Here is a 23,392-nt window from a genome sequence, read left to right on the forward strand (position 1 = left end):
GACTAGGCAAAGATCTGCTTTCAGTGCCCAGCCTTGAGCGTCTACGTGGCGCCATGCGCCGGGTAATCGCCTATCAAGCGATGCCCGAACGGCCTCTACATAAAGTCACGGGGAACGCGCTTTTCGAACGTCTTGCGGAAGACTTCGGTCTCACCTTCGTATGCGATGAGTTCGGCGGTCGTCACCCATTCCTGTGCAGTGCAGGTCAGGCGCGCGTTGGAGACGGTGCGCAGGAACCAACCATCGCGCTGCATGTCGCAGGTCCAGGTGGACTGGCCGCTCATAGAGAGTGGATCGTCCGGGCTGATCGACCACTCTTCCTCGCGCAATTGGCGGGTGGAAAGACCCGTACCAGGCCGCTCTGAAAGCCCGCTGTCCTCATGGATATGATAGTCCGTGCGGTTGGCCGTCATATCCTTCGTCACCCAGCGCCGCGTCGTGCCGGGTGTGTGCTCGACATATTTCGGCAGCGGATCGGGATTGTCCGGTTCCTTGACCGTGATCTTCTCGTGTGCGCCGAGCTTTGGTAGTGCAAGCCCGAGCGAGGCGAGATCGAGCGTTACACCGGGATCCGTCGGCGCCGGCAGGATCATCGGCCAATAGGCGGTTGAGATCGACAGGCGGATGCGGTGGCCTTTACGGAAACGATAACCGCAAGCATCAAGCTCGATGCGGATTGTGGTTTTCTCGTTCCGGGTAATGGCCTTGGGATTTTCGTATCCATCGCGATGAGCAAGGTTCAGCACGCCGAAGGATACGCGCGTTGCAGTGCCATCCGGATGCACGTCGATGAGGCGGGCGCAGAGATTGGCCCAGTCCCCATCGCAGGCGACCTCAACCGTCAGCACCGGGCGACCGAGGATGTCGACCTCCTCCTCCAGCACTGTCGTCTCCAAGACCATCGAGCCAGCATCATCTCCGCGTTGATCGAGCGCCATTTCCGCGTCGGGCTTCAGGGTGAAGAATTCCCCTGAGGCCGTGCCGGTGTCGAGTGGCGAGCGGATATAGCAATCATGCCCGTGGGTGCCGGGGAGCGGGTTTCCAGAAACCAGTGTGCCTGCCTGATCGACATAGAAATTCGCGGCCTCCGGCTCGCTCCAGCTCTGCTTGCCGATCCAGAAGCCGTTGTCGAAATCGCGTCGGGGGGCAGGCCGGATATCGTCCATGATATAGGCGCGCACCTGCGGCATGGCTTCGATGCCGTTCTCTTCGCCGCGCAGCCAATGATTCCACCAGCGGATCGCCTCGCCGAGGAAGTCGGCGCGCGGCTTGGGCCAGGCAAAATGCGGATATTTGTGCACCCAGGGGCCGATCAGAGCCTTGGCCTTGTCGCCGAGGCCTTCCACCACCTTCAGCGGCGTGTTGCGGTAGCCGTCCGCCCAGCCGGCGATGACAAGAGCAGGAATTTGCACATCGCTGAAATTCTCGCTAATGGAGCCGTGTTTCCAGAAGGAGTCGCGGCGCTGGTGCGTCAGCCACTCTTCCATGAAATAGGGCTCGTTTTCCAGCCGTTCGAGCCACATCTCGCGCCAGCGGTCGCCTACAAGTGCCGGGTCCGGCGAGCGCGACTGATAGGCCAGCATGGTCGCGGCCCAGGAAAGCTGGGCGGAAAGATGCGTGCCGTTCTTGTAGTGGATGTCGTCGTTGTAACGATCGACGGTCGAGGCGATGGAAATGACGGCTTTCAATGCCGGCGGCCTCAGGGCCGCAACCTGCAAGCAGTTGAAGCCACCCCAGGAGATGCCCATCATGCCGACCGCGCCGTTCGACCAAGTCTGGCTGGCAATCCAGGCGATGAGTTCGCAGGCGTTTGCCAGTTCCAGCGGGGTATATTCGCCGTCGATGACGCCGTCGGACTCGCCCGAGCCCCTGATATCGACACGCACGCCGGCAATACCGGCGGCCGCGAATTCCGGATAGGTGGAATCGTCGCGCAGGCAGGTTCCATCATGCTTGCGGTAGGGCAGGAACTCGAAAACCGCGGGTACCGGGTCGTTTTCGGCATTCTCCGGCATCCAGATGCGGGCGGCGAGCCGCGTGCCGTCGGCAAGCGTTATCCATTCGTTCTCGATGATAGTGAAGGGGCGTTTGCCAGACATGGTTCTGGATACTCCGTTCGGGAGCGTTTGCCGCGCAAACGCTCCGACGTCCTGTAGGGGATTGGGTTGCTGAGCTTACGCGTCGAACCAGACGCGGCTGCCGATATAGCCATTCGACATGTCGTTGCCGATATCGTTGACATAGCCTTTCACGCTCTTGCTCTGCGCCATGACATAGTCGTTGAAGACCGGCAGGATCAGGCCGCCCTCGTCCCGGACCATCAGCGCCATGGTGCGGTAGAGAGCCTTGCGTTTGGCTTCGTCCAGTTCGGAGCGGGCCTGCAGCACGAGCTTGTCGAAATCCTCGCGCTTGAAACGGGTGTCGTTCCATTCCGCTGTCGAGAGGTAAGAGGTCGAGTAGCGCGAATCCTGCGTCGGGCGTCCGCCCCAATAGGTGGCGCAGAAGGGCTGGGCGTTCCAGACATTCGTCCAGTAGCCGTCTTCCGGCTCGCGTCGCACCTCGATGTCGATGCCTGCCTTCTTGGCGCTTTCCTGGAAGAGCACGCCGGCGTCGACGGCGCCGGGGAAGGCGGCGCTGGAGGTCCGTAGCAGAACGGAACCCTCATGGCCGGACTTCTTGAAGTGGAATGAGGCCTTGTCGGGATCGTAGACGCGCTGCTCGATATCTTCCGGAGCCAGCGCGTAGTTGCCGTTCACCGGATAGTCGTTGCCGATGGTGCCGTAGCCGCCGAGCACCTTGTCGAGGATCGCCTGCCGGTCGATGGCATATTTCAAGGCGAGCCTGAGGTCGTTGTTGTCGAACGGCGCGGTGTCGCAATGCATCAGGAAGGCATAGAAGCCCTTGCCGGCATTGCGCACGATCTCCACCGTCGGCGCGCGCTCCAGCAGCGGCACGGTCTTGGGATCGATGGTGTTGATGAAGTGCACCTGGCCGGAGGAAAGGGCGGCAATGCGCGCCGTCGTATCGTTCATCACGATGATTTCGACGCTGTCGACGAAACCGCGGTCCGAACGCCAGTCGGCGGCGTGCTTTTCGAAGGTCGCGCGCACGCCCGCCTCAAAACTCTTCAATACATAGGGCCCGGTGCCGATGGCAGCATTGGGGTTCTCCACTCCGCCCTTAGGCTGGATGATCAGGTGGTAGTCGGTCAGAAGCAGCGGCAGGTCGGCATTGCCTTCCGTAAGCGTCAGCACCAGATCGCCCGCCTTCTCCTCGATGGTCTTGATGGAGGAGAGGAGACCGAGCGCGCCGGATTTCGAATTGGCATCCGCGTGGCGCGTCAGGGTGGCGACGACGTCGGCCACCGTCATCTTGGTCCCGTCGTGGAAGGAGACGTTATCACGCAGCTTGAGGGTCCAGACGGAGGCATCAGCAGACGGTTCCCAGCTGGTGGCGAGGGAAGGAAGCGCCGCGCCGGTCTTCGGGTCGGATTCGACCAGCGTATCGCCCCACAGACGCCCGACGACGAAGAGGACGGAGGCGCTGTAGCCTGCGGGATCAAGCGTGTCGCTGGTCGCGCCGCCGTTCATGCCGAGCTTGAGATTGCCGCCGCGTTTCGGTTCATCAGCGGCAAGGGCGGATTTCGGCATCAAAATACCGCCTGGGCTCAGCATCATTGTGCCGCCAAGGGCGGCGACGCCACCCAAGAATTCGCGGCGGTTGACGGCGCTCGCGTAGATGGTTGCACTGGGAGTCTTGCCGAGGTCTGACATTTTCGTGGTCCCCATTTGTGGTGTTGTCGGACCCGAGCCTAGCGTTGCACGACCGTTGCGCAATTTCGCAGGTTGATGCTATTTTAAGCTAGTTTAAGCTATGGCGAACGGATTGGCGCGTGGAGAATTTTCTCGAAAACCTGAAGTTGGCTTGTGCGACGCAACGCTCGATTTCACATATCTGCCGGCAGGTCGCGATCAACCGTCAGCAATTCAATCGCTATATCAACGGTGACACGCAGCCTTCTTCGTATAATCTTGCCCGTATTGCCGACTATTTCGGATTGGCCGCCGGCGATTTCTCGCTGGCGCCGGCGATTTTTCGCCAGCGCCTGCAGAAGCTGGAACCACCTGTTGCAGTTCGGGCCGGTCTGCTCGAGGGGTTTCCAGGTGATATCGAGGCGCTTCGCAGGCACACCGGCTATTTCCAGACCTATCATCGCTCTCCCTCCTGGCCGGGTCTCGTGATTTGCTCGTTGAGCCGGATCTATGAAGGGCATGGTGAAATGCGGGTGAAATCCATGGAGCGCATTCGCGACAGCGACAGTGAGATTCGCCAGGATTCGAAATATACCGGCCTTGCCGCCTTCTGGCGCAACCGCATCTTCATCACCGAGCGTAGCCTCGGGATGAATCCGATGCTGTCACAGACCATCCTCATTCCGTTCGAGGCGGCGCACCAACGAGTCTACCTGCGCGGCGTAACTCTCGGCGTCGCATGGCGACAGGGAAACCTGCCCTATGCCTCACGCATGATCTGGCGCTACCTCGGCTCCAAACCCAACCTGCGGGCGACGCTGTCGCGCTGCGGCGTGCTGCCGCTTAACGCGCGGCAGTTGCCACCAACGGTACGGAGCTTCCTCGATGGCCCCCCAGCTGAGCTTCTGACCGTGCCGACTGAATACTGACGAGGCCCAGGAGAGTCGTCCTGTCGAAGGTTCAAGAGGCTGCGACATCACGAGGACGAATCATGTTGCAAGGGGCGATGACCATGACATGAATCAGCCCGGCAAGACGGCTGTCTGTTTTCCTGATCGGCCTTCTTCTCGCTTCGCCGCTGTCGGCGGCGGAGCGTGCCGTCGCGCCGGGCTCGGGCAGCATCAGCGCGCCTCACAAAATCGACGGTCATTAAGTACGTATCGGCACCAGTGTCGGGATCGCGGTCATTACCGGGGAAAGCCCAGAGCCTGATGACTGCTTGAAGCAAGCGGACAAAGCGCTAAATCGAGCCAAAGAAAACGGTCGGAGACAGGCCTTCTTTTACGAACACAATCATTTGTTTGAGGTTAAACGACAGAGAGCTGCCATGCGTGGACGGATCTGACGGCGGAGTATCGGCGCTGATCGTTCTACTGACATTTTTTCTGGCCCATGAAGCCAGATGGCTCGCGTCCGGGGCTTTTTTTGTGGAAGGGCCGGGAATATCGGGGAGCGGCAGCGGTGGTGTTGTGGCCGACTGACGGAGAGGGGCGGCTACGAAAACCCATCCACGACGCACGTAATCAGATCGTGATCGGAAAGCGGGCGACCGGTAGCATCCAGCGACGGAGTGATCCGGCTATCGCCGATCCTTACGCCGCGTGACAGGAACCAGTCGAGCTTGAGCGGGCGCGCTGGTGCCGCGCTGATCAGGCTTTGCCGCAGCGTCGGCACGTCCAGCGGACTGCCATGACGGTCGAAACCGCGGGCAGCGCTCATGGCGAACAGCCCTTCCGCTTCGAAATTCCCATCGTCCTGAAGTCCCGTATTGAGATCACCGCCAATCAACACGGGCAGGCCGGAGAAATGGGCGTCCAGTACGTCGATCAGTTCGCGCACCTGTCTTTCTCGGTAGGCTGCACTGGTGGCGCTCTCCAGATGGGTGGAGACGGCAAGAAAAGGGCCGCTTTCGGTACGGACCACGGCACCTATTGCGAAGCGTTCGCCAAGACGCGGCTGATCGCCGCCGTTTATCAACCAGATGCGTTCGCCCCAGAGCCGGATCATGAAGGGATCTTCTATGGGAACCGCCGCCATCAGCGCGTTGCCATGAAAACCCTTCTCGTTGAAATCATCGCGGCAGAAGGCGCGTTCGGTTTCGGAGCCGAGATCGAGTTCGATGAACTCCACGCCGTAGGCGTAGCTCATGCCTAGCGCGCCAGCGAGCTCGGCCGTCGGATGGCGCTGCTGCGTGCGCGCCATGCCATTGTCCATCTCCGAGAGAAGCACGACCGTCGCACCCGTCGCAGCAAGGTGGATAGCGCTCTCCGGGGGGAAAAGGCAGCGCTCGAGATTCCAGGCGGCGACGGTGAACGGAAAGGCGAGCGGTGCGGCGGCGGAAGAAGTCCCGCCGCGCTCGATGCTAATAATTTCCGGCCGCTCGGCCATGGCCGCATCATAGGCAGCGGCCGTTCTCTCCATAGCCGCAATACCCGCCCGGTCAGAGAAGGGGGGAACATCGAGGGCCGCAACGGTACGTGTTATCAAGAGGCTCTTCCCCGTTCCTGCCGCGTGCCATCAGCACCGAACATGTGCAGCACGTCGGCACTACCGCCGACGGTCACCTCGCTGCCGATCTCGATGCGCGTGCGGCCCGAAACGCGGACGACGAGGTCTGTGCCATCGGCCAGCTTGCCATGCAGCAGGCTTTCGGGCCCGACGAGCTCGATGCCATCGACCCGCACCGTCGCCTGGAAATCGAAGGGCTTACCATCCGCCGAGACGATCGACAGGTCCTCCGGCCGCACGCCCAGCGTATAGCCGCCCTTCGGCCGCGGCACATGCCCCGCCAGCGACCAGCCGGAGGGCGCATCCGCGCCCTGCAGGAGGTTCATCGACGGCGAGCCGATGAAGGTGGCGACAAAAGTGGTTGCCGGCTTCTCATAAAGTTCGAGCGGCGTGCCGACCTGCTCGATGCGGCCGGCATTGACGACGACGAGCCGGTCGGCAAGCGTCATCGCTTCCATCTGGTCGTGGGTGACATAGACGCTCGTCGTGCCGAGCGCGCGCTGCAGGCGCTTCATCTCGATGCGCATCTGGCCGCGCAGCTTGGCGTCGAGGTTGGAAAGCGGCTCGTCTAACAGGAAAGCGGCGGGCTCGCGCACGATGGCCCGGCCCATGGCGACGCGCTGGCGCTGACCACCCGAAAGCTGGCGCGGCTTGCGATCGAGATACTGCGCTATTTCCAGCGTCTTGGCGGCGCTGGCGATGCGCCGGTCGATCTCGGCGGGCGGCGTGTTGCGGTTCTTCAGGCCATAGGCGAGATTCTGGCGCACTGTCATATGCGGATAGAGCGCATAGTTCTGGAAGACCATGGCGATGTCGCGCTCTGCCGGCTCCACATCGTTGACCCGGCCGTGGTGCGTTCCGGCCAATGTTGGACATTCCACGCCATGAGAGCTTGCCGGTTCATAATCCTGATGATCACCAAAATGGCCAATCGGCGACGGCGCCTTCTGTTGCAATGTTCGTTCGTCGCTCTATCTCAGTTCTCGAGTAGCAACGGGATGTGTATATGGAAGCGAAGGCATTAACAGGCATTGATGGGCTCGATGACATCCTGTCTGGTGGGTTCACGAGGCGCCATGTGTTTCTCCTTGAAGGGTCCCCCGGTACGGGCAAGACCACGATTGCCTTGCAGTTCCTCAAGCAGGGTGCGGAGCAGGGGGAGAAATGCCTCTACATCACATTGTCTGAAACCGAAGATGAATTGCGTGATAGCGCGGCGTCGCACGGAATGGAGCTTTCCGGGCAAATTGAGATTTTTGAACTCGTGCCACCAGAGAGCCTTCTTGATGCCGATCAGCAGCAGAGCCTGCTTTACTCATCCGACTTGGAACTTGGTGAAACGACGAAGATGATTTTTGAGGCCTTCGCAAGGCTTCGACCCTCTCGTGTCGTGCTCGATAGCCTCTCCGAGATCAGGCTGCTTGCACAAAGCTCCCTGCGCTATCGCCGCCAGATCTTGGCCTTAAAGCACTACTTCTCCAAGACCGGTGCCACTGTTCTTCTGCTGGACGATATGACGGCGGAGAACATGGATAAGACCGTGCATAGCGTAGTTCATGGTGTTGTTCACCTGGAGCAATTGGCGCCTGATTACGGCTCAGAGCGGCGCCGTCTTCGTATCGTGAAATATCGTGGACAGGCGTTTAGGGGCGGCTATCATGACTTCACGATCAAGACTGGTGGTGTTTCTGTCTTCCCACGGCTGCGCGCAATTGAACATCGGACGGATTTCGAACGAACGCCCCTGGGCAGCGGGATTGGCCATCTCGATGCCCTGCTTGGCGGCGGTATTGAGCGCGGCTCGAGCACCCTCCTCATAGGCCCGGCCGGAACGGGGAAGAGCCTGTTCGCCCTTCAATTTGTGAAGGCTGCAGTAGGCCGGGGAGAAAAAGCGGCGATTTTCATATTTGACGAGGAGCTTGGCCTGCTGTTCTCCCGCACAAAGGCGCTCGGGCTGGATCTCGAACGCATGCGAGACGAGGGAGCGATTTACATCGAGCAGTTGGATGCGGCGGAACTCTCGCCAGGAGAGTTCGCGCAGCGCGTCCGCGACAAAGTTGCCACCTTTGATGCGAAAACAGTCGTTATCGACAGCGTCAATGGTTACCAAGCGTCGATGCCAGAGGAAAATGCACTTATTCTGCATTTGCACGAGTTGCTACAATATCTAAACCGCCAGGGTACAAACACTTATCTTACCGTTGCGCAGCACGGGTTAGTGGGAGACATGAAGTCCCCGGTGGATGTAACTTACCTTGCTGATACCGTAATATTACTGCGTTACTTCGAGGCGCTCGGTAAGGTGAGGCGCGCTGTCTCGGTGATAAAGAAGCGCACTGGGTTCCATGAAGACACTATTCGAGAGTTCCGTATCACGAATGCCGGGCTGACTTTGGGCGCGCCGCTTTCGGGCTTTCAAGGCGTTTTGAGAGGGGTGCCGACGTTTGTCGGCGAGCCCCAAGTCGCCCCGCGTCCCAACGATGGTGGCGACAATTCCCAATAAAAACGCTGCGGCCTTGATCCACGCTCCCATGGGGCGCGACGCGCAGATCGCGTCCTCGATACTTTCGGAGGCGGATATTCCCTCTACGGTCGCCGCCGACCTCCCTGAATTCATTGCGGGACTGGGCGAAGATGTCGCGTTCGCAGTGATAACGGAGGAGGCATTGCGTCCGTACAATCTTCGACATCTATCTGCCTGGATCGCTGATCAACCAAGCTGGTCCGACCTTCCATTTATAATTCTTACTCATCGCGGCGGCGGTCCCGAACGCAACCCTGCCGCGGCGCGCCTATCCGAAGTCTTGGGCAACGTTAGCTTCGTCGAGCGCCCCTTCCATGTCACGACCTTCGTAAGTGTCGCGCGTTCGGCACTGCGAGGAAGACGGAGACAATATGAGGCGCGCTTGCGGATGGAAGCGCTTGATGAAGGCGAACGGCGGCTTCAGACGGCCCTTGAAGCGGGTCGGTTGGGCGCTTGGGAGCTTGATCTTGCGACCTATGATTTGACCACATCGTCCATCTGTCGGGCTATTTTCGGCCGCAGCGTTGAAGATGCCTTTACCTATCGGGATTTCCTAGCCAGCATCCATTCCGACGATCGGGATAGGATGGAACGAGCGGTCAAGGCGACGCTGGAAACCGGCGCTGATTATGCCATCGAATGCCGCACTATCTGGCCGAATGGAGCAGTTCACTGGGCCGAAATACGCGCACAGCTTTATAGGGATCGAACTGGAAGGGCGATGAAACTCGTTGGTGTATCATCCGATATTACCGATCGGATTAGGGCGGACGAGCATCAACGGCACCTGAACGTAGCCCTGGAGGAGCGTGTTAGTGCTCGCACGGAAGAATTGCATAGGGCTCATGCCCTCGTGATGGCCGAGGTCGCGCAACGCGAGCGGGCAGAAGATCAGCTTCGTCAGGCGCAGAAGATGGAAGCTATCGGGCAGTTAACCGGCGGTGTTGCCCACGACTTCAACAACCTGCTCATGGCCGTTCTTGGAAATCTGGAGCTTCTGCGAAAGCATGCTTGCGACGATCCAAAGGCTGTGCGGTTGGTAGAGGGCGCTCTTCAAGGCGCAAGGCGCGGTGCATCGCTTACGCAGCGTCTTCTGGCTTTTGCTCGTCGGCAGGATCTGCATATTGGACCTGTAGATGTTGGTACTCTCGTGCGCGGCATGGCCGACCTTATGAAACGCTCCGTGGGATCCAGCGTCGTCATCCAAACCAGCCTCCCCGACTCTCCGGTTGTAATCTCGGCGGACTCAAATCAACTGGAGTTGGCACTGCTCAATCTCGTCGTCAATGCGCGCGATGCCATGCCAGACGGTGGGACAATCCGTATCGATCTTCGTTCCGTGAACCAGACCACGCAGAAGGGTTTGCTTGCGCCTGGCGAGTACGGTGTCTTGTCAGTGGTCGATGAGGGCTACGGAATGGATAAGGAGACTCTGGAAAAGGCCGTCGAACCGTTTTTCTCCACGAAGGAGCTAGGCAAAGGAACGGGGCTTGGACTTTCCATGATCCACGGACTGGCGCTTCAGCTTGGAGGCGCTCTTAGTCTCGCAAGTACGCCCGCACGTGGTACGACTGCGGAGCTCTGGATACCGACGAGCAACGACATCACGTCCGTGTCGGCTGCGCCTCAAAAGCAGGCCGCCAGCGACCTTTCCAGCCCCAAGCGCATCCTCCTGGTCGACGATGACTTTCTGATCGCGATGAGCTCCGTCGATCTACTAACCGATCTCGGCCATGAGGTGGTGGAGGCGCATTCCGGTGATGAGGCGCTGGAAGTGCTCAAGCGCGACAATCGTTTCGACCTCATCATAACTGACTACTCGATGCCTGGAATGACCGGTGGCGAGCTGGTTATTGCCGCACGCACATTGATCCCTAATATCCCGATACTGATCGCGTCGGGTTATGCGGAGCTACCGTCCGGGATCGAGCTTGATGTTGGCCGCCTCGGAAAACCCTACACACAGCAGCAACTTGCTCTTGAGATGGCGAAGGTTCTTTCAGCTCGCTGACGCAGGTCCGCTGAACCCATTCGCGCTGTGCGTGGCGCAGGGCTCGGCCAGCGTGGCGCCGACCACGATGGCAGGCCTGCTCGCGCCCGCCGTCGCCGCGACGACCGGGCGGAGTTCCTTCGATCTGTACTTCCTCATCATCGCCATTGTCTGCGGCGCAACCGTGCTAAGCCATGTGAACGATGCCGGCTTCAGGCTGGTCGGCCGCATGTGCTTGAACTTACCGGCCCCGCTGATCCGCAAGCAGTCCAGGCGCTCATATCCGGTCAACATTTCGGAACGGATACACGCTATGTCTTTGCCGCCCGCCCCACGGCGGGACTGGTTGCTTTCGCTCTGATCGACAAGGAGCAGGCGGGAAATGCCGCCGCGGTCGACTGGCGCTATATCCTGCCCGTTAGCGTGGCCATTTCGCTCGCCCTCATCGGGATCATCATCTGGATTTCGAGGTTGCAACTCTCTCCTGAAAAGACCTTGGAGCAGGCAGTCCGAAATCGCGAATTCGTCGTTCAGTACCAACCGATCATTGAACTCGCGACGGGGCGATGCATCGCCGCCGAAGCACTCGTGCGCTGGCGACAGAGAAGCGGTCGCATGGTGCCGCCTGACCAGTTCATCCCTCTGGCGGAGGCGAGCGGCCTGATCTCGCCATTGACCGATCTGGTGATCGAAATTGTTACGACCGAAATGAGCTCTCTGCTCCGCGGCAGTGCGGATTTGCATATCTCCGTCAACATTCCGGCCCGCGACATGGAAAGCGGGCGTTTCCTGCCGGTCTTGGCTGCAGCCGTTGCAAAAGCCGGGATCGATCCGTCCCAGATCTGGATCGAGGTGACGGAGAGCGGCTTCATGAATGGCCCCACAGCAACACACGCGGTTGAGACGGCACGGGCAGCCGGGTATCGCGTCGCGATCGATGACTTCGGGACTGGCTACTCCAGCCTGTCGCGGCTTGAAGGGTTGCCGCTCGATGCGTTGAAGATCGACAAGTCCTTCGTCGATGTGATCGGTCATGATGCCGCGCGAAGCGTCGTGACATCTCATATCATCGCGATGGCGCATGAACTGAAACTCGCCATGATCGCCGAAGGCGTCGAGACACCCGAACAGGAAGCCTACCTCAAGAATGCCAATGTCCAGTTCGGGCAAGGATGGCTCTATGCGAAGGCGCTGCCTGCCGAGCAATTTCAAATGTTCTACCAGAGCAGGTCCGGCAACGGCCCAACATGATGCGGCGTCGGCGATGATTACCGGCGCTTGGCTTTCGCGAACCCGCGATCGGTGGCAACGAAGCGCTCCAGCATCGGTATGCTCAGTTTAGCGGGCTCAACCGGCGCGCCGTCTTCGGCCAGCAGAAACGCGAGCCGAAGCCCGTGCGCTCGCAGGTGTGTTCCGGAACAGATGGGCCTCCGGCCGCGAGGAAATCACGACTACCTCGGCGTTATCGCGGCGTTCGATGCTCCATGGGATGTCGACCCGCCCATTGCCATTCGACAAAGTCCCGTATTTTGCAGCATTCGTCAGGAGCTCATGGGAGGACCATCGCGAGCGAGAGAGCGGCTCGCGGTCCCAGTTCCACGGCAGGGCCAAAGGATGCGATCTGCTCGCTGCCATTCAGTCCGTTGTTCATCCTGGCGGCATCGACGAGGTCTGCGAGCGTCGCGCTCGTCGAGTTTTTTTTGGAGCAGGATTTCATGAGCGTGCGCAGTGGAGGCTTTCGCCCCCACCATGGTGACCTTCCGAAGGGGACGAGATTTTGCGGCCTGGCTCGGCTTGGTACGATTCAGACCTAAAAAAGCCCCGCACGATGGCGGGGCAAGAAGGCGATACCCTTGGCTCAGTATCGCGGGAGAGCCAGAGAGGCCTCGGCCTTAGCTTAGCCGTTTGCCGGCCAGCGGGAAGGTCTGATTCTGCCAATCCGGTACGGTTCACGAAAAAGCCCGCCCGTGAGCCTCGCGATTTGCTCAACATAAGCCGGCCACGGCCGGATAATCCGCCTCGATGAGCACCTGCCCCATGGGGGCGGACCTTGTGAAGTCGAAGAACCGATTGAAATGGCACTTTCGCGACAACCTCACCTCGATTGTCCATGATCTCGAACTGCTGACCGTCCAGGATTTCACCGGCCATTAAAAGCTCTGAAATCATTTCCCTAGCAGCCAGTTTTGCGTCGCTCACTGCAACTTCCAGGCTCGCAAAATCGGTACCTACGTCGTCGACCTCGAGCTCTTTGCCATTGCGAATGTGAAAGTAGTATTTTGGCATCCGGGACCTCCGCCGGACATGAATGAGATTTACCGATTGTTCCCGTAAGGGCGCCTCACGGAATCCAGCGCAACTTGGGAACCCTTCTTGGAACGTCGCATTGAATCGCGTTCTGATGGAGGGTCGAATGAGTTATCAAAATCCGGGCGAGATGAATTTTTTGCCACCTTACTCTTCTCCGGTGCTGTTGGACTGCTGCTCGACTATGGCAATTTCGCCGGCCATCCAGGAATGGCATGTGCAAGGACGCGCGATCGGCCATCTCGGCCCGAACCAACGGCAAATCGGTTTAGCCATTCTCCTTGATGGCATTTCCTACGAAAATGCAGGGCAGCGAGCCGGATGCAATATCGGAACCGTTGAAAGTCGATACAACCGTGCACGGGAGAAGCTCGTGACGGAGCTATCGCCACCACAGTGAAATTCTCGACGCTGGCTAAATCCTTCCGGGTGGCCAATCGGAAAAATATTTGCGCGCGGCATCCTCAATAGCCGATCGGTGCTTCGCTGGATCGTAAGACCCGTCCGGATAGTTTTCGAGTAGGTACTTTGCGAAGGACTTCTTAGCTTTCGGATCGCCACTGAACCACGGCTCAGATGTAATTTCGTCAAACAACACCTTCATGGCGGCGAGATCTTGCGGCTCATAAACACCGCTCCCCTGTCCAAACGATGTCATGTTCCACCCTCTGATTCGAGGGCGTCACAATACGGGAGTTTCCGCGCGCTGCAACCAGATCTGCTGGGCCGTTTGCGGGCGCCTCGTGGACTTTGAGCAAATGAGTGGCGGGACTCGCTGGAGAAGCATGCAGCGCTACAGAAGTAGGTGAGGCGGGAGACCACTGAGGGGGTCTCAGCAGTCTCCCTAATCCCGGACGGGACTTGAGGCGCCCGGGTATTCATAACAGAAGCCGCTCGGCGAGATGTGCTTACCGCTCCGCAGCTCCCGGCCTGCGTCGCGGCAAGCTATCGATATATGGCGCTCCCAGGTGCGATTTCAATCGCAGTTCTAGCCTAACACCGCGCCACAGCGGCACGCACCTACACTCAGTTGTTGATCTATCGCAGCTTCATGGCGTTGGATGCCGAACTGGTGCCCTGCCTCACCCCGGACACGTTCGCCGTCGAGGCGATCAGCGGTTATGTGAAGACCAGCCTGGAAGGCAGGCTGGTTTCCCATTCAGGAGCAATACCGTAGATCAACAATTTAATGGCAATTTTTGGCAAACTATGCCATTTTAGTCGTATGGAGGTGCCCTATGGCTACAATGAACGTGTCACTGCCTGATCCGATGAAAGACTGGGTTGAGGCGCAGGCTCGCACCGGCAGATATAGTAATGCAAGCGACTACGTGCGCGACCTCATACGCCGCGATCAGGACCGGGCAGACAAGATCGCCGAACTGCAACGGCTTGTCACCGAGGGCTTGGAGAGCGGCGTAAGCACACGCTCAAAGTCGGACATACTGGAAGCCGCCCGTAAGCAAGCAGCCATTGTGCGGGGCGCATGAAGTACCGCACAACCCGTTTAGCGGATCAGGACATCATCGACCTCTATGGGCACGGCGTCAGAGATTTTGGCGTTGCACAGGCCGAGCGTTACATTGAAGGTCTGTTTTCAGCGTTCGAGCTTCTGGCCGACAATCCCTACATCGCGCGCGAGCGCACAGAACTTAATCCGCCGACACATCTTCATCCCTATGGATCACACATGATTGCCTACGTCGTGCAGGACGAGGGCGTTCTCATCGTGCGCGTTCTCCATGGGCGACAGGACTGGCAAACGCTGCTGTCCTAGAGCGCGGACCTTTCACATTCGCGCCAAGCAAATCTTCCGGCGTCGCCTCCTCATTCGCTGGTGGACCTCCAAAAAGAGCGACACCGATAGCGGTTCCCGTTGCAATCCCCACAATTGAACCAACTAGGCCTTGGCAGCCCCCTCCGGCGCCGGCCCAACCAATCACAGGAGCAAGGATCGCAATGTGACCGCTTGGATCACTTTTGTTGATTGGGTCGTTTTCCGCGTGGGCGTAGCGGTTGGTGCCAACACTTGGAATGGTTGGATCCATGGCGTCGGGGGAGATGAAGCGAGTCGCAACGACCTCGATTGAACGGCTGATGATTTGATATACGAACCGACCGGCGGGGCGGCAAAAGAGCTCGCCGTATTTGCGAACACCATCGAGATCGCCAGTATCACCGCCAGCAATCGTTGAACAACTCTTCCAATGTGCATCTTCAAAATTCTGCCCTCTCAAGTCGGCAACAACTTCAAATTCACTTTCGGCTCTCGCCAGCCAAGCGCTTCGGCCTTGGCGGGCGCGTCTTGGTTGGCGCGGCAGAGATCGTTCGCGTATACGATCCGATCGGGGGATGTCCGCTTCGTTCGGGTATTTCTCGATAATGTCGCGCTTCAGATGCCGGTAATAGGCCGTGCCCTTCGTCGTCAGCGAATTGGCATCGGCCGGATTGGCGCACGAACAGGTTGAGGTAGAGCCCGGCCGTCGCGGTGATCACATAGACCGATCGCGCCCGGCCCTTGAGGTCATAGCCGTAGAGCGCGGCGAGGGCGACTGCCAAGATGGCAGTCGAGATGATGCCGACGCCAATCGCCGGGGTGAAGGTGCTGATCGGGTAGAGGAAGCCGGTAAAATCCGGCTTCGGCCAACTGCGCTAGACCATCCGCATCATTGGCATCAGTCTTATTGAGGGTCTCATTCAAAACCTTTTGCGCATGACGTGCTTCGATGCAAATCGCGGGAATTCCTTCGGCTGTCAGCGCGGGATAGAACCAAGTCGACAGCGGGCCTGTCTCAAAGACAACCAGCTTTGCGTGCGGAGCATGTTTGCGGATGATCTGCGACAATGCTTTCGGATCAGAGGGGCATTTGCCTCGCCAGATCCGCTTCCTATCCTCTCGGATGGAGACCGCAGTATCTTTCAACGAAACATCAAGCCCGATATGTTGGTCCATGGTTGCCTCCCATTTGATGCTGGGCCCGGTTCCAATCGTGAGCCCGTATTCATCTTACCGGGGGCAACTACCCATGTCAGATATTGCTAAGGCAATGTCGTTAGGGGAAGCGTCCGCGATTACCCCATGTTCAAGGCGTCCGCCTCGTCCCGTAGCGGAGAAAGAATGCCCGCACCGATCCGATGAACCTGGCCAAGACGCGCGGACCGCTTCGCGCCGCCAGTGCGTCGGACTGCCTGATCGCGGCCCGAAGGGCACTCCGGTCGGCGCGTGCTGCGCTTGCGGCTGCGTCGAGAAGCGGTTCGTCGGATTTTCGAATGCCGATCATGGTCAAGCCTCGCTAGATTACAATCGCCACCGGATAGAACTCCAAGAAATCATCTGGAGACCTGTCGTAGTGCTGACGCGTCATTTGATTGGAGAGGATCGAGTAGGCGTAGTCGACGTCCGCGTATAACTTGAGAGCAAGCACCAGTTTGCCGAGAAATCCTGTATGGGATGTTCCTCGCCGCTTTGCGTAGGCCACCTCAATATCGGTGGATGTACTGTCGGGTGTTACCCTGAGGACTTCGTAAAGAGTCACGCTGTCACCTCGAAATCATCAGGGCAACGATAGGGTGTCGTGCAGGAATGAAAACGATGATTTGCTGATCCAGAGGATCAGAAATTTCGATCTGCGGCCTAGGGATGCCCGGCCTCACCCGCAAAAAAAGCCCGACGGTCTTGCGAGCGCCGGGCAGTTTGCAGGGGACTGGCAGCGCCCTGCGGGGATGGGAATGGTACCGGTTCAGGAGGCCAGTCTGGAGGGGGCCGGCCGCACCAGCAGGTGCAGATCGGTGGTCTGTGCAATCAGGTCCTGCGGCAGGTCGACTTGCTGGGCAAGGATGTCCCGGATCGTCAGGCCGCTCGCCAGCACCTGCTTGGCGAGATCGGACGCGCGCTCGTAGCCGATCGCCGGCGCGAGCGCGGTGGCGATCGCCGTGCTGGCCTCGAGATGCTTGCGACAGGTTTCGGGATTGGCCGTGATGCCGGCCACGCATCGAAGGCGCAACGTGTCGATCGCGTTCGTGAGCAGTTCGATGGAATGCAGCGCATTGTAAGCGATGACCGGCTCCATCACGTTGAGCTGCAATTGCCCTGCCTCGGAGGCGAGCGTGATCGTCAGGTCGTAACCGATGATCTGGAAGGCCACCTGGTTCACCACTTCCGGCACCACCGGGTTGACCTTGCCGGGCATGATCGACGAACCGGGCTGCAAGGCAGGCAGGTTGATCTCGTTGAACCCGCCCCGCGGGCCGCTGGAAAGTAGACGCAGGTCGTTGCAGATCTTCGACAGTTTCGTAGCCGTTCTCTTCAGCATGCTGGAGAAGAGGACGAAGGCACCCGTATCCCAGCACGCCTCGATCAGGTTGCTGGCGGCAACGACCGGCAGGCCCGTGACCTTGCGAAGTTCGTCGACGGCCGCCGCCTGGTAGTCCGCGCTGGTGTTGATCCCGGTCCCGATCGCGGTTCCACCGAGATTGACCTCCCGGAACAGCGAGACGATTTCCTGCAACCGCACCACGTCTTCGCGCAGGGTGATGGCGAAGGCGCCGAACTCCTGTCCCAGCGTCATGGGCACCGCGTCCTGCAACTGCGTGCGGCCGAGCTTGAGGATGTCGGCGAAACTGGCCGCCTTCGCCTCGAATTCCGCCGCGAGAAGCGCCAGCGCCTGGCCAAGCTGTTCGTGAGCGAACATGATGGCGAGGCGAATGGCGGTCGGGTAGACGTCGTTGGTCGACTGGGCGAGGTTTACATCGTCGTTGGGGTGCAGCGCCGCATAGGCGCCGCGCGGCAGGCCGAGGATCTCCAGGCCGCGATTGGCGATGACCTCGTTGATGTTCATGTTCGTCGAGGTGCCGGCCCCGCCCTGGAAGACATCGAGGGGAAAGGCGTCGTGATGCCGACCGGCGATGATCTCCTCGCAGACCTGCCGGATCACTTCACCCTTTGCCGGGTCGAGATCGCCGAGCCGAACGTTCGCCCGGGCGGCGGCCAATTTTACGTAGGCAAGCGACCGGATAAAATAGGGAAAGTGGTTTATCCGGATGCCTGAAATAGGAAAGTTGGCGATGCCTCGGGCGGTTTGCGGCCCGTAGTAGGCATCCGCCGGTATCGCCACCGGACCGAGCGGGTCCATTTCAATGCGCTCTGGCTGCGTCGTCGCTGTCAAGGGAAGATCCCATCTGGAAAGAATGAAAGACATGCCGCGCGGCCCGCGTTTCGCGGGCCGCCTGCTGGATGGCTAGAGGTAGAGATGGCGGATCGTGTCGTCCTTCAGCAGGTCGCTGCTTTGTCCGCTGAGGACGATCTGTCCGCGGATCAGAAGATAGCCGCGCTCGGCGATCGAGAGGGCCGTCTCGGCGTTCTGCTCGATCAGCAGCACGGCCTTGCCCCCGTTGCGGATGCGGGCAACGATCTGGAAGTATTCGTCGATCAGCTTGGGTGACAGGCCGAGCGAGGGTTCGTCCATCACCACGAGCGCCGGATCCCCGATCAGCGCGCGCGCAAGCGCCACCATAGCCTGCTCGCCGCCGGACATGGTGCCGGCCTTCTGGCCCAGCCGCTCGCGGATGCGTGGGAAGAGATCGGCCATGTGGTCGATCTGTGCCCTGAAATCGAGCGCGGGATTGCGGGCGGCGTCGAAGGCGAGCCGCAGGTTCTCGCGCACGGTCAGCGTTGGGAAAAGGCGTCGGCCTTCCGGCACGAAGCCGGCGCCGAGGCTCGCAAGCCGCTCCGTCCCGCTCTCCTTCACGTCCTTGCCGGCAATGCGGATGCTGCCCGCATCGCTGCGCAACAGGCCGCAGATGGCGTTGAACGTGGTGCTCTTGCCCGCACCGTTGGGGCCAAGCAGGCAGACCATTTCGCCCGGGCCGACAGTGAGGGACACGTCGCGCAGCATCGGCACGGGGCCGTAGCTGGTGCTTACGGAATTCATCTCAAGCATGGGTGGCGGCCTTTTGTCCAAGATAGGCTTCCTGTACGCGCGGCATGAGCCGCACCTCGCTGAAATCGCCGTCGGCGATCTTGCGTCCGTAGTCGATCACGGCGACCCGGTCCGGCAGGGTGGCGACCAGCCGCATGTCGTGCTCGATGATCAGGAACGACAGGCCCGGCCGCTCGGCCATCACTCGGCGCACGTCCGCGATCAGCGCATCGGTGTCGCGGTCGTCCATGCCGGAGGAGGGCTCGTCGAGCATGATGACCTTCGGTTCGGAGGCGAGTGCGCGGGCGATTTCCAGCCGCCGCCGGTCGGCCTGCGGCAGGGCGCCGGCCAGGGTGTGGCGCTTGGAGTAGAGATGCGGGGCGATGGAGCGGATCAGCTCGCCCGCCCGCCCGGCGGCGGCCTCCAGTTCCGCACGCGCCTTGCCGGGAAGCAGCAGGGCCTGCAGCACCCCGGCGCTGGTGCGCGTATGCATGCCGATCAGCACGTTGTCGAGCAGCGTCAAGTCGTTGAAGAGCCGGCTCGACTGGAAGGTGCGGGCGATCCCCGCCGCCGCGATGCGGTGGGCGGGCCAGCCAGTTATGTTCTGCCCGTCCAGTGTCACGTTGCCCTGGGTCGGGCGGTAGATGCCCGAGATCAGGTTGAGCAGCGTAGACTTGCCGGCGCCGTTCGGGCCGATCATGCAGACGATTTCGGATGCGTTGAGTGTGAGGTCGACCTCCGCGACCGCGACGAGGCCGCCGAAACGGATCGACAGGTCGCGAACCTCCAGAAGCGGTCTTTTCATTGATGGGCTCCGTAGTTGCGCGCGCGCTGTGGGAAGAGACCCTGCGGGCGCAAGATGAGGAAGAGGATGACGATGATACCGACGAAGAGTAGCCGGTAATCCGAGAAGATGCGCAGCTTCTCCGGCAGGATCGTCAGGAGGAAGGCGCCGATGATGACGCCGAGCGTGTTGTCCATGCCGCCGACGATCACCATCGTCATGATCGTCACCGAGACGAGGAAGGTGAAGTTGTCGGGCGAAATGTAGCTAACATAGAAGGCGTAGATCGTGCCGGCGAAGGCGGCGAGGAACGCATCGACGCCGAAGGCCAGCATCTTGTAGCGCACGATGTCGATGCCCTGGCAGCGTGCTGCCAGCGGATCGGCGCGCAGCGCATTCCAGGCAAGGCCGACGCGGCTGTCGTGCAGGCGTTTGGCGGCGATGATCGACACGCCCACCAGTGCTGCCGAGAGATAATAGAAGTTGGCCTGGCTCGGCAGGCGCAAGCCCAGGATCTCGATGGGCCGGGCGAAGGAATGACCAAACAGGGTCGGCGCCGGGATGCCGACGAGGCCGTTGGCACCGCCCGTCCAGCTGAAGTTGTTCAGCAACTGATGCACGACGATGGCGAAGGCGATTGTGACGAGTGCCAGATAGCTGTCCTTGGTGCGCATCGAGGGAAAGCCGAGCAGAAAGCCGAACAGGGTGGCGACCACGGCGGAGGCGGGCAGGGTCCACCAGAAGGAGATACCGAAGTGGATCGCCAATAGTGCCGAGGTATAGGCGCCGATCCCATAGGAGGCGCCGGTGGCGAAGTTGGGGATGTTGGCGCTGCCGAGCTGGAAGTTCAGCGCCAGCGCGAGGACGGCGTAGAGCTGCGCCACGATGAGCAGATGCAGCACATAGCTGCTGCCTTGCATGAAGAAGGGATAGGCAAGGACGAGCAGCGCACCGAGCGCGATGGCAAGGTGGCGCTGTTCGCGGAATGCGGCCACGATGCGCTCCTCCACCTGCGGGCGCAGCTGTAGGAGTGCAAAGATCGCGCCCATCAGCGCCAGCAGCAAAACGGTGACCGCCGTCATTTCCGTGAGCAGGAAAGCGCCCAGCAGCGCGGCGCCGCCGATTTCGACCGCCGTGACGATCGCAGCATTCGTTGCGGCTGCCGGGCGGACCGCCAGAACCTCGTTGTCAATTTCGGTTTGCGACATGGATCAGACTTTCTCGAAGACGGGTTTGCCCAACAAACCGGAGGGTTTGAGCACGAGGACGAGGATGGTCAGCACGAACATGAAGACGAGCCGGTAGGACGCCCCGTCGGGCACGAGGATCTGTACGAGCACGTCCACGCCCGCAATCAGCAGGCTGCCCAAGATGGCGCCCTGCATCGAGCCCAGGCCGCCGATGACCGCCGCGGAAAAGCCGATCAGGCCGAGCTGGACGCCGAAGTCGAAGCGCACCACGCCGGCATGGCTGACAAAGAACACGGCGCCGATGGCCCCCACCGCTGAGGCGATGAAGAAGGTGATGGCGAAGATCCGGTTCGGCCGGATGGCCATCAGCCGGGCAATGTTGCGGTCCTCGGCGACAGCGCGGATCCGCGTGCCCACCGAAGTGTGGGTGAGAAGGGCGAAGAGCGCGACGACCATGGCGATGCTGACGGCGATCACGATCAGACTGAAGGTCGGAAGCACGAAATCGCCGATGGTGAACGAGCCCGACGCGATTGCCGGGAAGGGCTTGGGGTTCGATCCCTGCGGATAGAAGGTGCGGATCATTTCGCGAATGACGGTGCCGAGCGCGACGGTCGCCACCAGCGCCATCATGGCCGGAGCATTGCGGAAGCGCCGGATCACCAGCCAATCCAGCAACACGCCCAAGAGGCCGATCGCCACCATCGAAACGAGGATCGCCAGCACGAGTGCTGCCGGCGCGCCCATCGGCGCTGCGATCGTCGCCACCGTTTGCACGGCAAGGAGCGCCACGAACGGCGCCACCATGGCGACGTCGCCGTGGGAGAAATGAATGACGTCCAGAACGCCGAAGAGCAGGCTGAAGCCGAGCGCAAGTAGGGTGTATATGCTGGCGAGCACCAGCCAGTTGAGCAAATGCTGCGCAACCAGAGCGTCCATTGAAGTTCTCCCTCATTTTTGGGCAACGGCCTTTCGAGCCTTCCTCGAGACCCGGTGCCGTGCCGGGGGGATTATTGGCGTCATCCCGGCTGGTGCAAGGGAAAGCTCGTCCCCGCTGGGAAGGGTTTTCTGATCCAGGCCATCAGAAATTACGACTTTCTGACGGAGCCCTCATCCCGCAGCTTTCAGACATGGCCGAGGCAACCACGACGTCGGGACATGCTCCCGGACCGCCCGGCCGAAATAGCAACAAGAGGGTGAACGAATGAACGAACTCACTTTGCGCCGGCGCACGCTCGTGACCGGCTTGATGCTGTCCGCAGCCCTGTTCGCGATACCGGCGGCGGCGCAGGACAAGCCCCATATCAAGCTGGGCTTCATCGGCCCCGTCAGCGGGGGCAACGCGCAGCAAGGGCTGGGCGCGCGCAACGGCTTCCTGCTGGCGATCGAACAGGCGAACGCCGCGGGCTACCCCTACGACGTGGAGGCGGTGATGCTCGACGACGCCTCCGATCCGCAGACCGGCGTTGCGGCGGCGCTCAAGCTCGTCAACGATCCCGAGGTCGTCGCGGCGACCGGCCACTGGAACAGCCCCGTGGCGCTCGCGACCATGCCGGTCTTCAACCGCTTCCAGGTGCCGATGATCGTCTGGGGCGCGATCAGCCCGAAGATCACCGAGCAGAACCTGCCGGAAATCACCCGCGTCACACCGACGCTCGTGACGGAGAACAAGCCGCTGGCGGAATGGGTGGCGAAGACGCTCGGCGCCAAGAAGATCGCCATCATCGCCGACACCAGCGACTATGGCACCGCCAACACGGCCGCCTTCGAGACGTTCTTCACCGAGGCGGGCGGCGAGATCATCGGCAAGGACCTCTTCCCAGTCGGTACCGTCGATTTCCGCACCACGCTCACCAAGCTGCGCGAGGCGGCGCCGGATGCGGTCTATTTCGGCGGCGTCATCGCGGAAGCCGGCATCCTGCGCAAGCAGATGGTGGAGATCGGGCTGAAGGTTCCGATGATCGGCATTTCCGGCTTCTACGATCCGGAATTCGTGACGCTCGCGGGTGCCGCTGCCGAAGGCACCATGGTTAGCTACCCGGCTGCCCAGTCCAATGCGAAGCTGGAGAAGATGACCGCCGACTACAAGGCGCGCGCCTTCGCCGAGGAAACCAGCCCCTATACGAAATACGCCTTCGATTCGGCGAACATCCTGCTCGCCGCCATCAAGGAAACCGGCATCGAGGACAAGGAAGCGCTGGCCAAGGCCATCCGCGCGATCAAGTACGACGGCGTGCTCGGCGAGACGACGTTCGACGCCAACGGCCAGACCCAGATCCCGGTCGCAATCGAGATCAAGGAAGTGCGCAACGGCGTTTGGGAAACCCGCGCCGAGTAACGGAACCCTCCGGTGCCGGAGACGATCCGGCATCGGAAAAACTGCTGCATGGGTACGGAAACCCATATTTTCGGTCCGTAC

20 protein-coding genes and 5 pseudogenes are annotated in these 23,392 nt (G+C 60.6%); 11 read left to right on the top strand and 14 right to left on the bottom strand.

The window, feature by feature from the left end; genetic code table 11:
• Positions 1-95: 95 nt before the first annotated feature.
• The gene (locus tag BSY16_RS23910) at positions 96-2,099 is read right to left on the bottom strand and encodes a CocE/NonD family hydrolase (protein WP_069062320.1); all 2,004 of its coding nucleotides are present in this window, start codon (positions 2,097-2,099) and stop codon (positions 96-98) included.
• A 75-nt stretch (positions 2,100-2,174) separates the two neighbouring features.
• Complete coding sequence (locus BSY16_RS23915; protein WP_069062321.1) at positions 2,175-3,773, bottom strand: ABC transporter substrate-binding protein; 1,599 nt, start codon at positions 3,771-3,773, stop codon at positions 2,175-2,177.
• 119 nt (positions 3,774-3,892) lie between these two features.
• Here BSY16_RS23915 and BSY16_RS23920 point away from each other — a divergent pair, with 119 nt between their 5' ends.
• Complete coding sequence (locus BSY16_RS23920) at positions 3,893-4,681, top strand: transcriptional regulator (protein WP_069062322.1); 789 nt, start codon at positions 3,893-3,895, stop codon at positions 4,679-4,681.
• 257 nt (positions 4,682-4,938) lie between these two features.
• Positions 4,939-5,097, top strand: coding sequence for a hypothetical protein (locus BSY16_RS33160; RefSeq protein WP_353652403.1), 159 nt, complete (start codon positions 4,939-4,941; stop codon positions 5,095-5,097).
• A gap of 149 nt (positions 5,098-5,246) precedes the next feature.
• Here the strand turns inward: BSY16_RS33160 and BSY16_RS23925 are convergent, their stop codons facing one another.
• Together BSY16_RS23925 and BSY16_RS23930 are read right to left on the bottom strand one after the other, a co-directional pair.
• Complete coding sequence (locus BSY16_RS23925) at positions 5,247-6,239, bottom strand: endonuclease/exonuclease/phosphatase family protein (protein ID WP_069062323.1); 993 nt, start codon at positions 6,237-6,239, stop codon at positions 5,247-5,249.
• Positions 6,236-7,102, bottom strand: a pseudogene (locus BSY16_RS23930) (ATP-binding cassette domain-containing protein); the annotation flags it as partial. The gene BSY16_RS23925 and the pseudogene BSY16_RS23930, both read right to left, overlap by 4 nt.
• Before the next feature lie 164 nt (positions 7,103-7,266).
• Here BSY16_RS23930 and BSY16_RS23935 point away from each other — a divergent pair.
• The 4 genes and pseudogenes from BSY16_RS23935 (at position 7,267) to BSY16_RS32930 (ending at position 12,025) form a co-directional block, all read left to right on the top strand.
• Positions 7,267-8,763, top strand: coding sequence for an ATPase domain-containing protein (locus BSY16_RS23935; protein WP_069062324.1), 1,497 nt, complete (start codon positions 7,267-7,269; stop codon positions 8,761-8,763).
• Positions 8,741-10,795: a hybrid sensor histidine kinase/response regulator gene (locus BSY16_RS23940; protein ID WP_150130128.1), complete on the top strand. Its 2,055-nt coding sequence runs from the start codon at positions 8,741-8,743 to the stop codon at positions 10,793-10,795. Before BSY16_RS23935 ends, BSY16_RS23940 begins: the two co-directional genes overlap by 23 nt.
• Before the next feature lie 22 nt (positions 10,796-10,817).
• Positions 10,818-11,003: pseudogene (locus tag BSY16_RS32925) on the top strand (GntT/GntP/DsdX family permease); the annotation flags it as partial.
• 2 nt (positions 11,004-11,005) lie between these two features.
• Positions 11,006-12,025 (top strand): EAL domain-containing protein, encoded by a 1,020-nt coding sequence (locus BSY16_RS32930; RefSeq protein WP_069062326.1) that lies wholly within the window; start codon positions 11,006-11,008, stop codon positions 12,023-12,025.
• 17 nt (positions 12,026-12,042) lie between these two features.
• Here BSY16_RS32930 and BSY16_RS31680 read toward each other — a convergent pair.
• Positions 12,043-12,150, bottom strand: a pseudogene (locus tag BSY16_RS31680) (DUF2274 domain-containing protein); the annotation flags it as partial.
• Between the two features lie 646 nt (positions 12,151-12,796).
• Between BSY16_RS31680 and BSY16_RS32935 the strand changes: the two are divergent.
• The gene (locus BSY16_RS32935) at positions 12,797-12,928 is read left to right on the top strand and encodes a hypothetical protein (protein ID WP_286157334.1); all 132 of its coding nucleotides are present in this window, start codon (positions 12,797-12,799) and stop codon (positions 12,926-12,928) included.
• On the opposite strand, the pseudogene BSY16_RS33310 reads toward BSY16_RS32935, so the two are convergent.
• A pseudogene (locus BSY16_RS33310) lies at positions 12,908-13,060 on the bottom strand (DUF6894 family protein); the annotation flags it as partial. The gene BSY16_RS32935 and the pseudogene BSY16_RS33310 sit on opposite strands and share 21 nt — an antisense overlap.
• A 127-nt stretch (positions 13,061-13,187) precedes the next feature.
• Between BSY16_RS33310 and BSY16_RS31685 the strand changes: the two are divergent.
• Complete coding sequence (locus BSY16_RS31685; protein WP_171902479.1) at positions 13,188-13,481, top strand: sigma factor-like helix-turn-helix DNA-binding protein; 294 nt, start codon at positions 13,188-13,190, stop codon at positions 13,479-13,481.
• A gap of 15 nt (positions 13,482-13,496) precedes the next feature.
• On the opposite strand, the gene BSY16_RS23955 is transcribed toward BSY16_RS31685, so the two are convergent.
• Positions 13,497-13,739, bottom strand: coding sequence for a hypothetical protein (locus BSY16_RS23955; protein WP_069062327.1), 243 nt, complete (start codon positions 13,737-13,739; stop codon positions 13,497-13,499).
• Between the two features lie 580 nt (positions 13,740-14,319).
• Here BSY16_RS23955 and BSY16_RS23960 point away from each other — a divergent pair.
• Positions 14,320-14,571 carry a type II toxin-antitoxin system ParD family antitoxin gene (locus tag BSY16_RS23960; RefSeq protein ID WP_069062328.1) on the top strand — a complete coding sequence of 84 codons (252 nt, stop codon included), beginning with the start codon at positions 14,320-14,322 and terminating at the stop codon, positions 14,569-14,571.
• Positions 14,568-14,858 carry a type II toxin-antitoxin system RelE/ParE family toxin gene (locus BSY16_RS23965; RefSeq protein ID WP_069062329.1) on the top strand — a complete coding sequence of 97 codons (291 nt, stop codon included), beginning with the start codon at positions 14,568-14,570 and terminating at the stop codon, positions 14,856-14,858. The genes BSY16_RS23960 and BSY16_RS23965 overlap by 4 nt, the downstream gene beginning before the upstream one ends.
• A gap of 846 nt (positions 14,859-15,704) precedes the next feature.
• On the opposite strand, the pseudogene BSY16_RS31695 reads toward BSY16_RS23965, so the two are convergent.
• From BSY16_RS31695 to BSY16_RS23990, 7 genes and pseudogenes are all read right to left on the bottom strand, one after another.
• Positions 15,705-16,034, bottom strand: a pseudogene (locus BSY16_RS31695) (IS110 family transposase); the annotation flags it as partial.
• Positions 16,035-16,374: 340 nt separating this feature from the next.
• Positions 16,375-16,617 carry a J domain-containing protein gene (locus tag BSY16_RS32155; RefSeq protein ID WP_150130129.1) on the bottom strand — a complete coding sequence of 81 codons (243 nt, stop codon included), beginning with the start codon at positions 16,615-16,617 and terminating at the stop codon, positions 16,375-16,377.
• A 204-nt stretch (positions 16,618-16,821) separates the two neighbouring features.
• The gene (locus BSY16_RS23970) at positions 16,822-18,213 is read right to left on the bottom strand and encodes an aspartate ammonia-lyase (RefSeq protein ID WP_286157349.1); all 1,392 of its coding nucleotides are present in this window, start codon (positions 18,211-18,213) and stop codon (positions 16,822-16,824) included.
• A 105-nt stretch (positions 18,214-18,318) separates the two neighbouring features.
• Complete coding sequence (locus BSY16_RS23975) at positions 18,319-19,020, bottom strand: ABC transporter ATP-binding protein (protein WP_069062331.1); 702 nt, start codon at positions 19,018-19,020, stop codon at positions 18,319-18,321.
• Positions 19,013-19,804 carry an ABC transporter ATP-binding protein gene (locus BSY16_RS23980; protein WP_069062332.1) on the bottom strand — a complete coding sequence of 264 codons (792 nt, stop codon included), beginning with the start codon at positions 19,802-19,804 and terminating at the stop codon, positions 19,013-19,015. Before BSY16_RS23980 ends, BSY16_RS23975 begins: the two co-directional genes overlap by 8 nt.
• Complete coding sequence (locus BSY16_RS23985) at positions 19,801-20,991, bottom strand: branched-chain amino acid ABC transporter permease (protein WP_069062333.1); 1,191 nt, start codon at positions 20,989-20,991, stop codon at positions 19,801-19,803. Before BSY16_RS23985 ends, BSY16_RS23980 begins: the two co-directional genes overlap by 4 nt.
• 3 nt (positions 20,992-20,994) lie before the next feature.
• Entirely contained in the window at positions 20,995-21,912 is a 918-nt protein-coding gene (locus BSY16_RS23990; protein WP_069062334.1) for a branched-chain amino acid ABC transporter permease, read from the bottom strand.
• Between the two features lie 265 nt (positions 21,913-22,177).
• On the opposite strand from BSY16_RS23990, the gene BSY16_RS23995 reads away from it, so the two are divergent.
• A complete protein-coding gene (locus BSY16_RS23995; protein WP_069062335.1) occupies positions 22,178-23,311 on the top strand; it encodes a branched-chain amino acid ABC transporter substrate-binding protein in 1,134 nt (377 codons plus the stop codon).
• The last annotated feature ends 81 nt before the right edge of the window (positions 23,312-23,392 follow it).

It is taken from the genome of Sinorhizobium sp. RAC02, assembly GCF_001713395.1.
Taxonomy (GTDB): domain Bacteria; phylum Pseudomonadota; class Alphaproteobacteria; order Rhizobiales; family Rhizobiaceae; genus Shinella.

Excerpts from the sequence above, each read along its gene's own strand:
- BSY16_RS23985 (WP_069062333.1), bottom strand. The coding sequence starts at position 20,991 with ATGTCGCAAACCGAAATTGACAACGAGGTTCTGGCGGTCCGCCCGGCA.
- BSY16_RS23960 (WP_069062328.1), top strand. The coding sequence starts at position 14,320 with ATGGCTACAATGAACGTGTCACTGCCTGATCCGATGAAAGACTGGGTT.
- BSY16_RS32935 (WP_286157334.1), top strand. The coding sequence starts at position 12,797 with ATGAGCACCTGCCCCATGGGGGCGGACCTTGTGAAGTCGAAGAACCGA.
- BSY16_RS23990 (WP_069062334.1), bottom strand. The coding sequence starts at position 21,912 with ATGGACGCTCTGGTTGCGCAGCATTTGCTCAACTGGCTGGTGCTCGCC.
- BSY16_RS23995 (WP_069062335.1), top strand. The coding sequence starts at position 22,178 with ATGAACGAACTCACTTTGCGCCGGCGCACGCTCGTGACCGGCTTGATG.
- BSY16_RS23970 (WP_286157349.1), bottom strand. The coding sequence starts at position 18,213 with ATGGACCCGCTCGGTCCGGTGGCGATACCGGCGGATGCCTACTACGGG.
- BSY16_RS31685 (WP_171902479.1), top strand. The coding sequence starts at position 13,188 with ATGAGTTATCAAAATCCGGGCGAGATGAATTTTTTGCCACCTTACTCT.
- BSY16_RS23910 (WP_069062320.1), bottom strand. The coding sequence starts at position 2,099 with ATGTCTGGCAAACGCCCCTTCACTATCATCGAGAACGAATGGATAACG.
- BSY16_RS23935 (WP_069062324.1), top strand. The coding sequence starts at position 7,267 with ATGGAAGCGAAGGCATTAACAGGCATTGATGGGCTCGATGACATCCTG.
- BSY16_RS23975 (WP_069062331.1), bottom strand. The coding sequence starts at position 19,020 with ATGCTTGAGATGAATTCCGTAAGCACCAGCTACGGCCCCGTGCCGATG.
- BSY16_RS23955 (WP_069062327.1), bottom strand. The coding sequence starts at position 13,739 with ATGACATCGTTTGGACAGGGGAGCGGTGTTTATGAGCCGCAAGATCTC.
- BSY16_RS23940 (WP_150130128.1), top strand. The coding sequence starts at position 8,741 with ATGGTGGCGACAATTCCCAATAAAAACGCTGCGGCCTTGATCCACGCT.
- BSY16_RS23915 (WP_069062321.1), bottom strand. The coding sequence starts at position 3,773 with ATGTCAGACCTCGGCAAGACTCCCAGTGCAACCATCTACGCGAGCGCC.
- BSY16_RS23980 (WP_069062332.1), bottom strand. The coding sequence starts at position 19,804 with ATGAAAAGACCGCTTCTGGAGGTTCGCGACCTGTCGATCCGTTTCGGC.
- BSY16_RS23965 (WP_069062329.1), top strand. The coding sequence starts at position 14,568 with ATGAAGTACCGCACAACCCGTTTAGCGGATCAGGACATCATCGACCTC.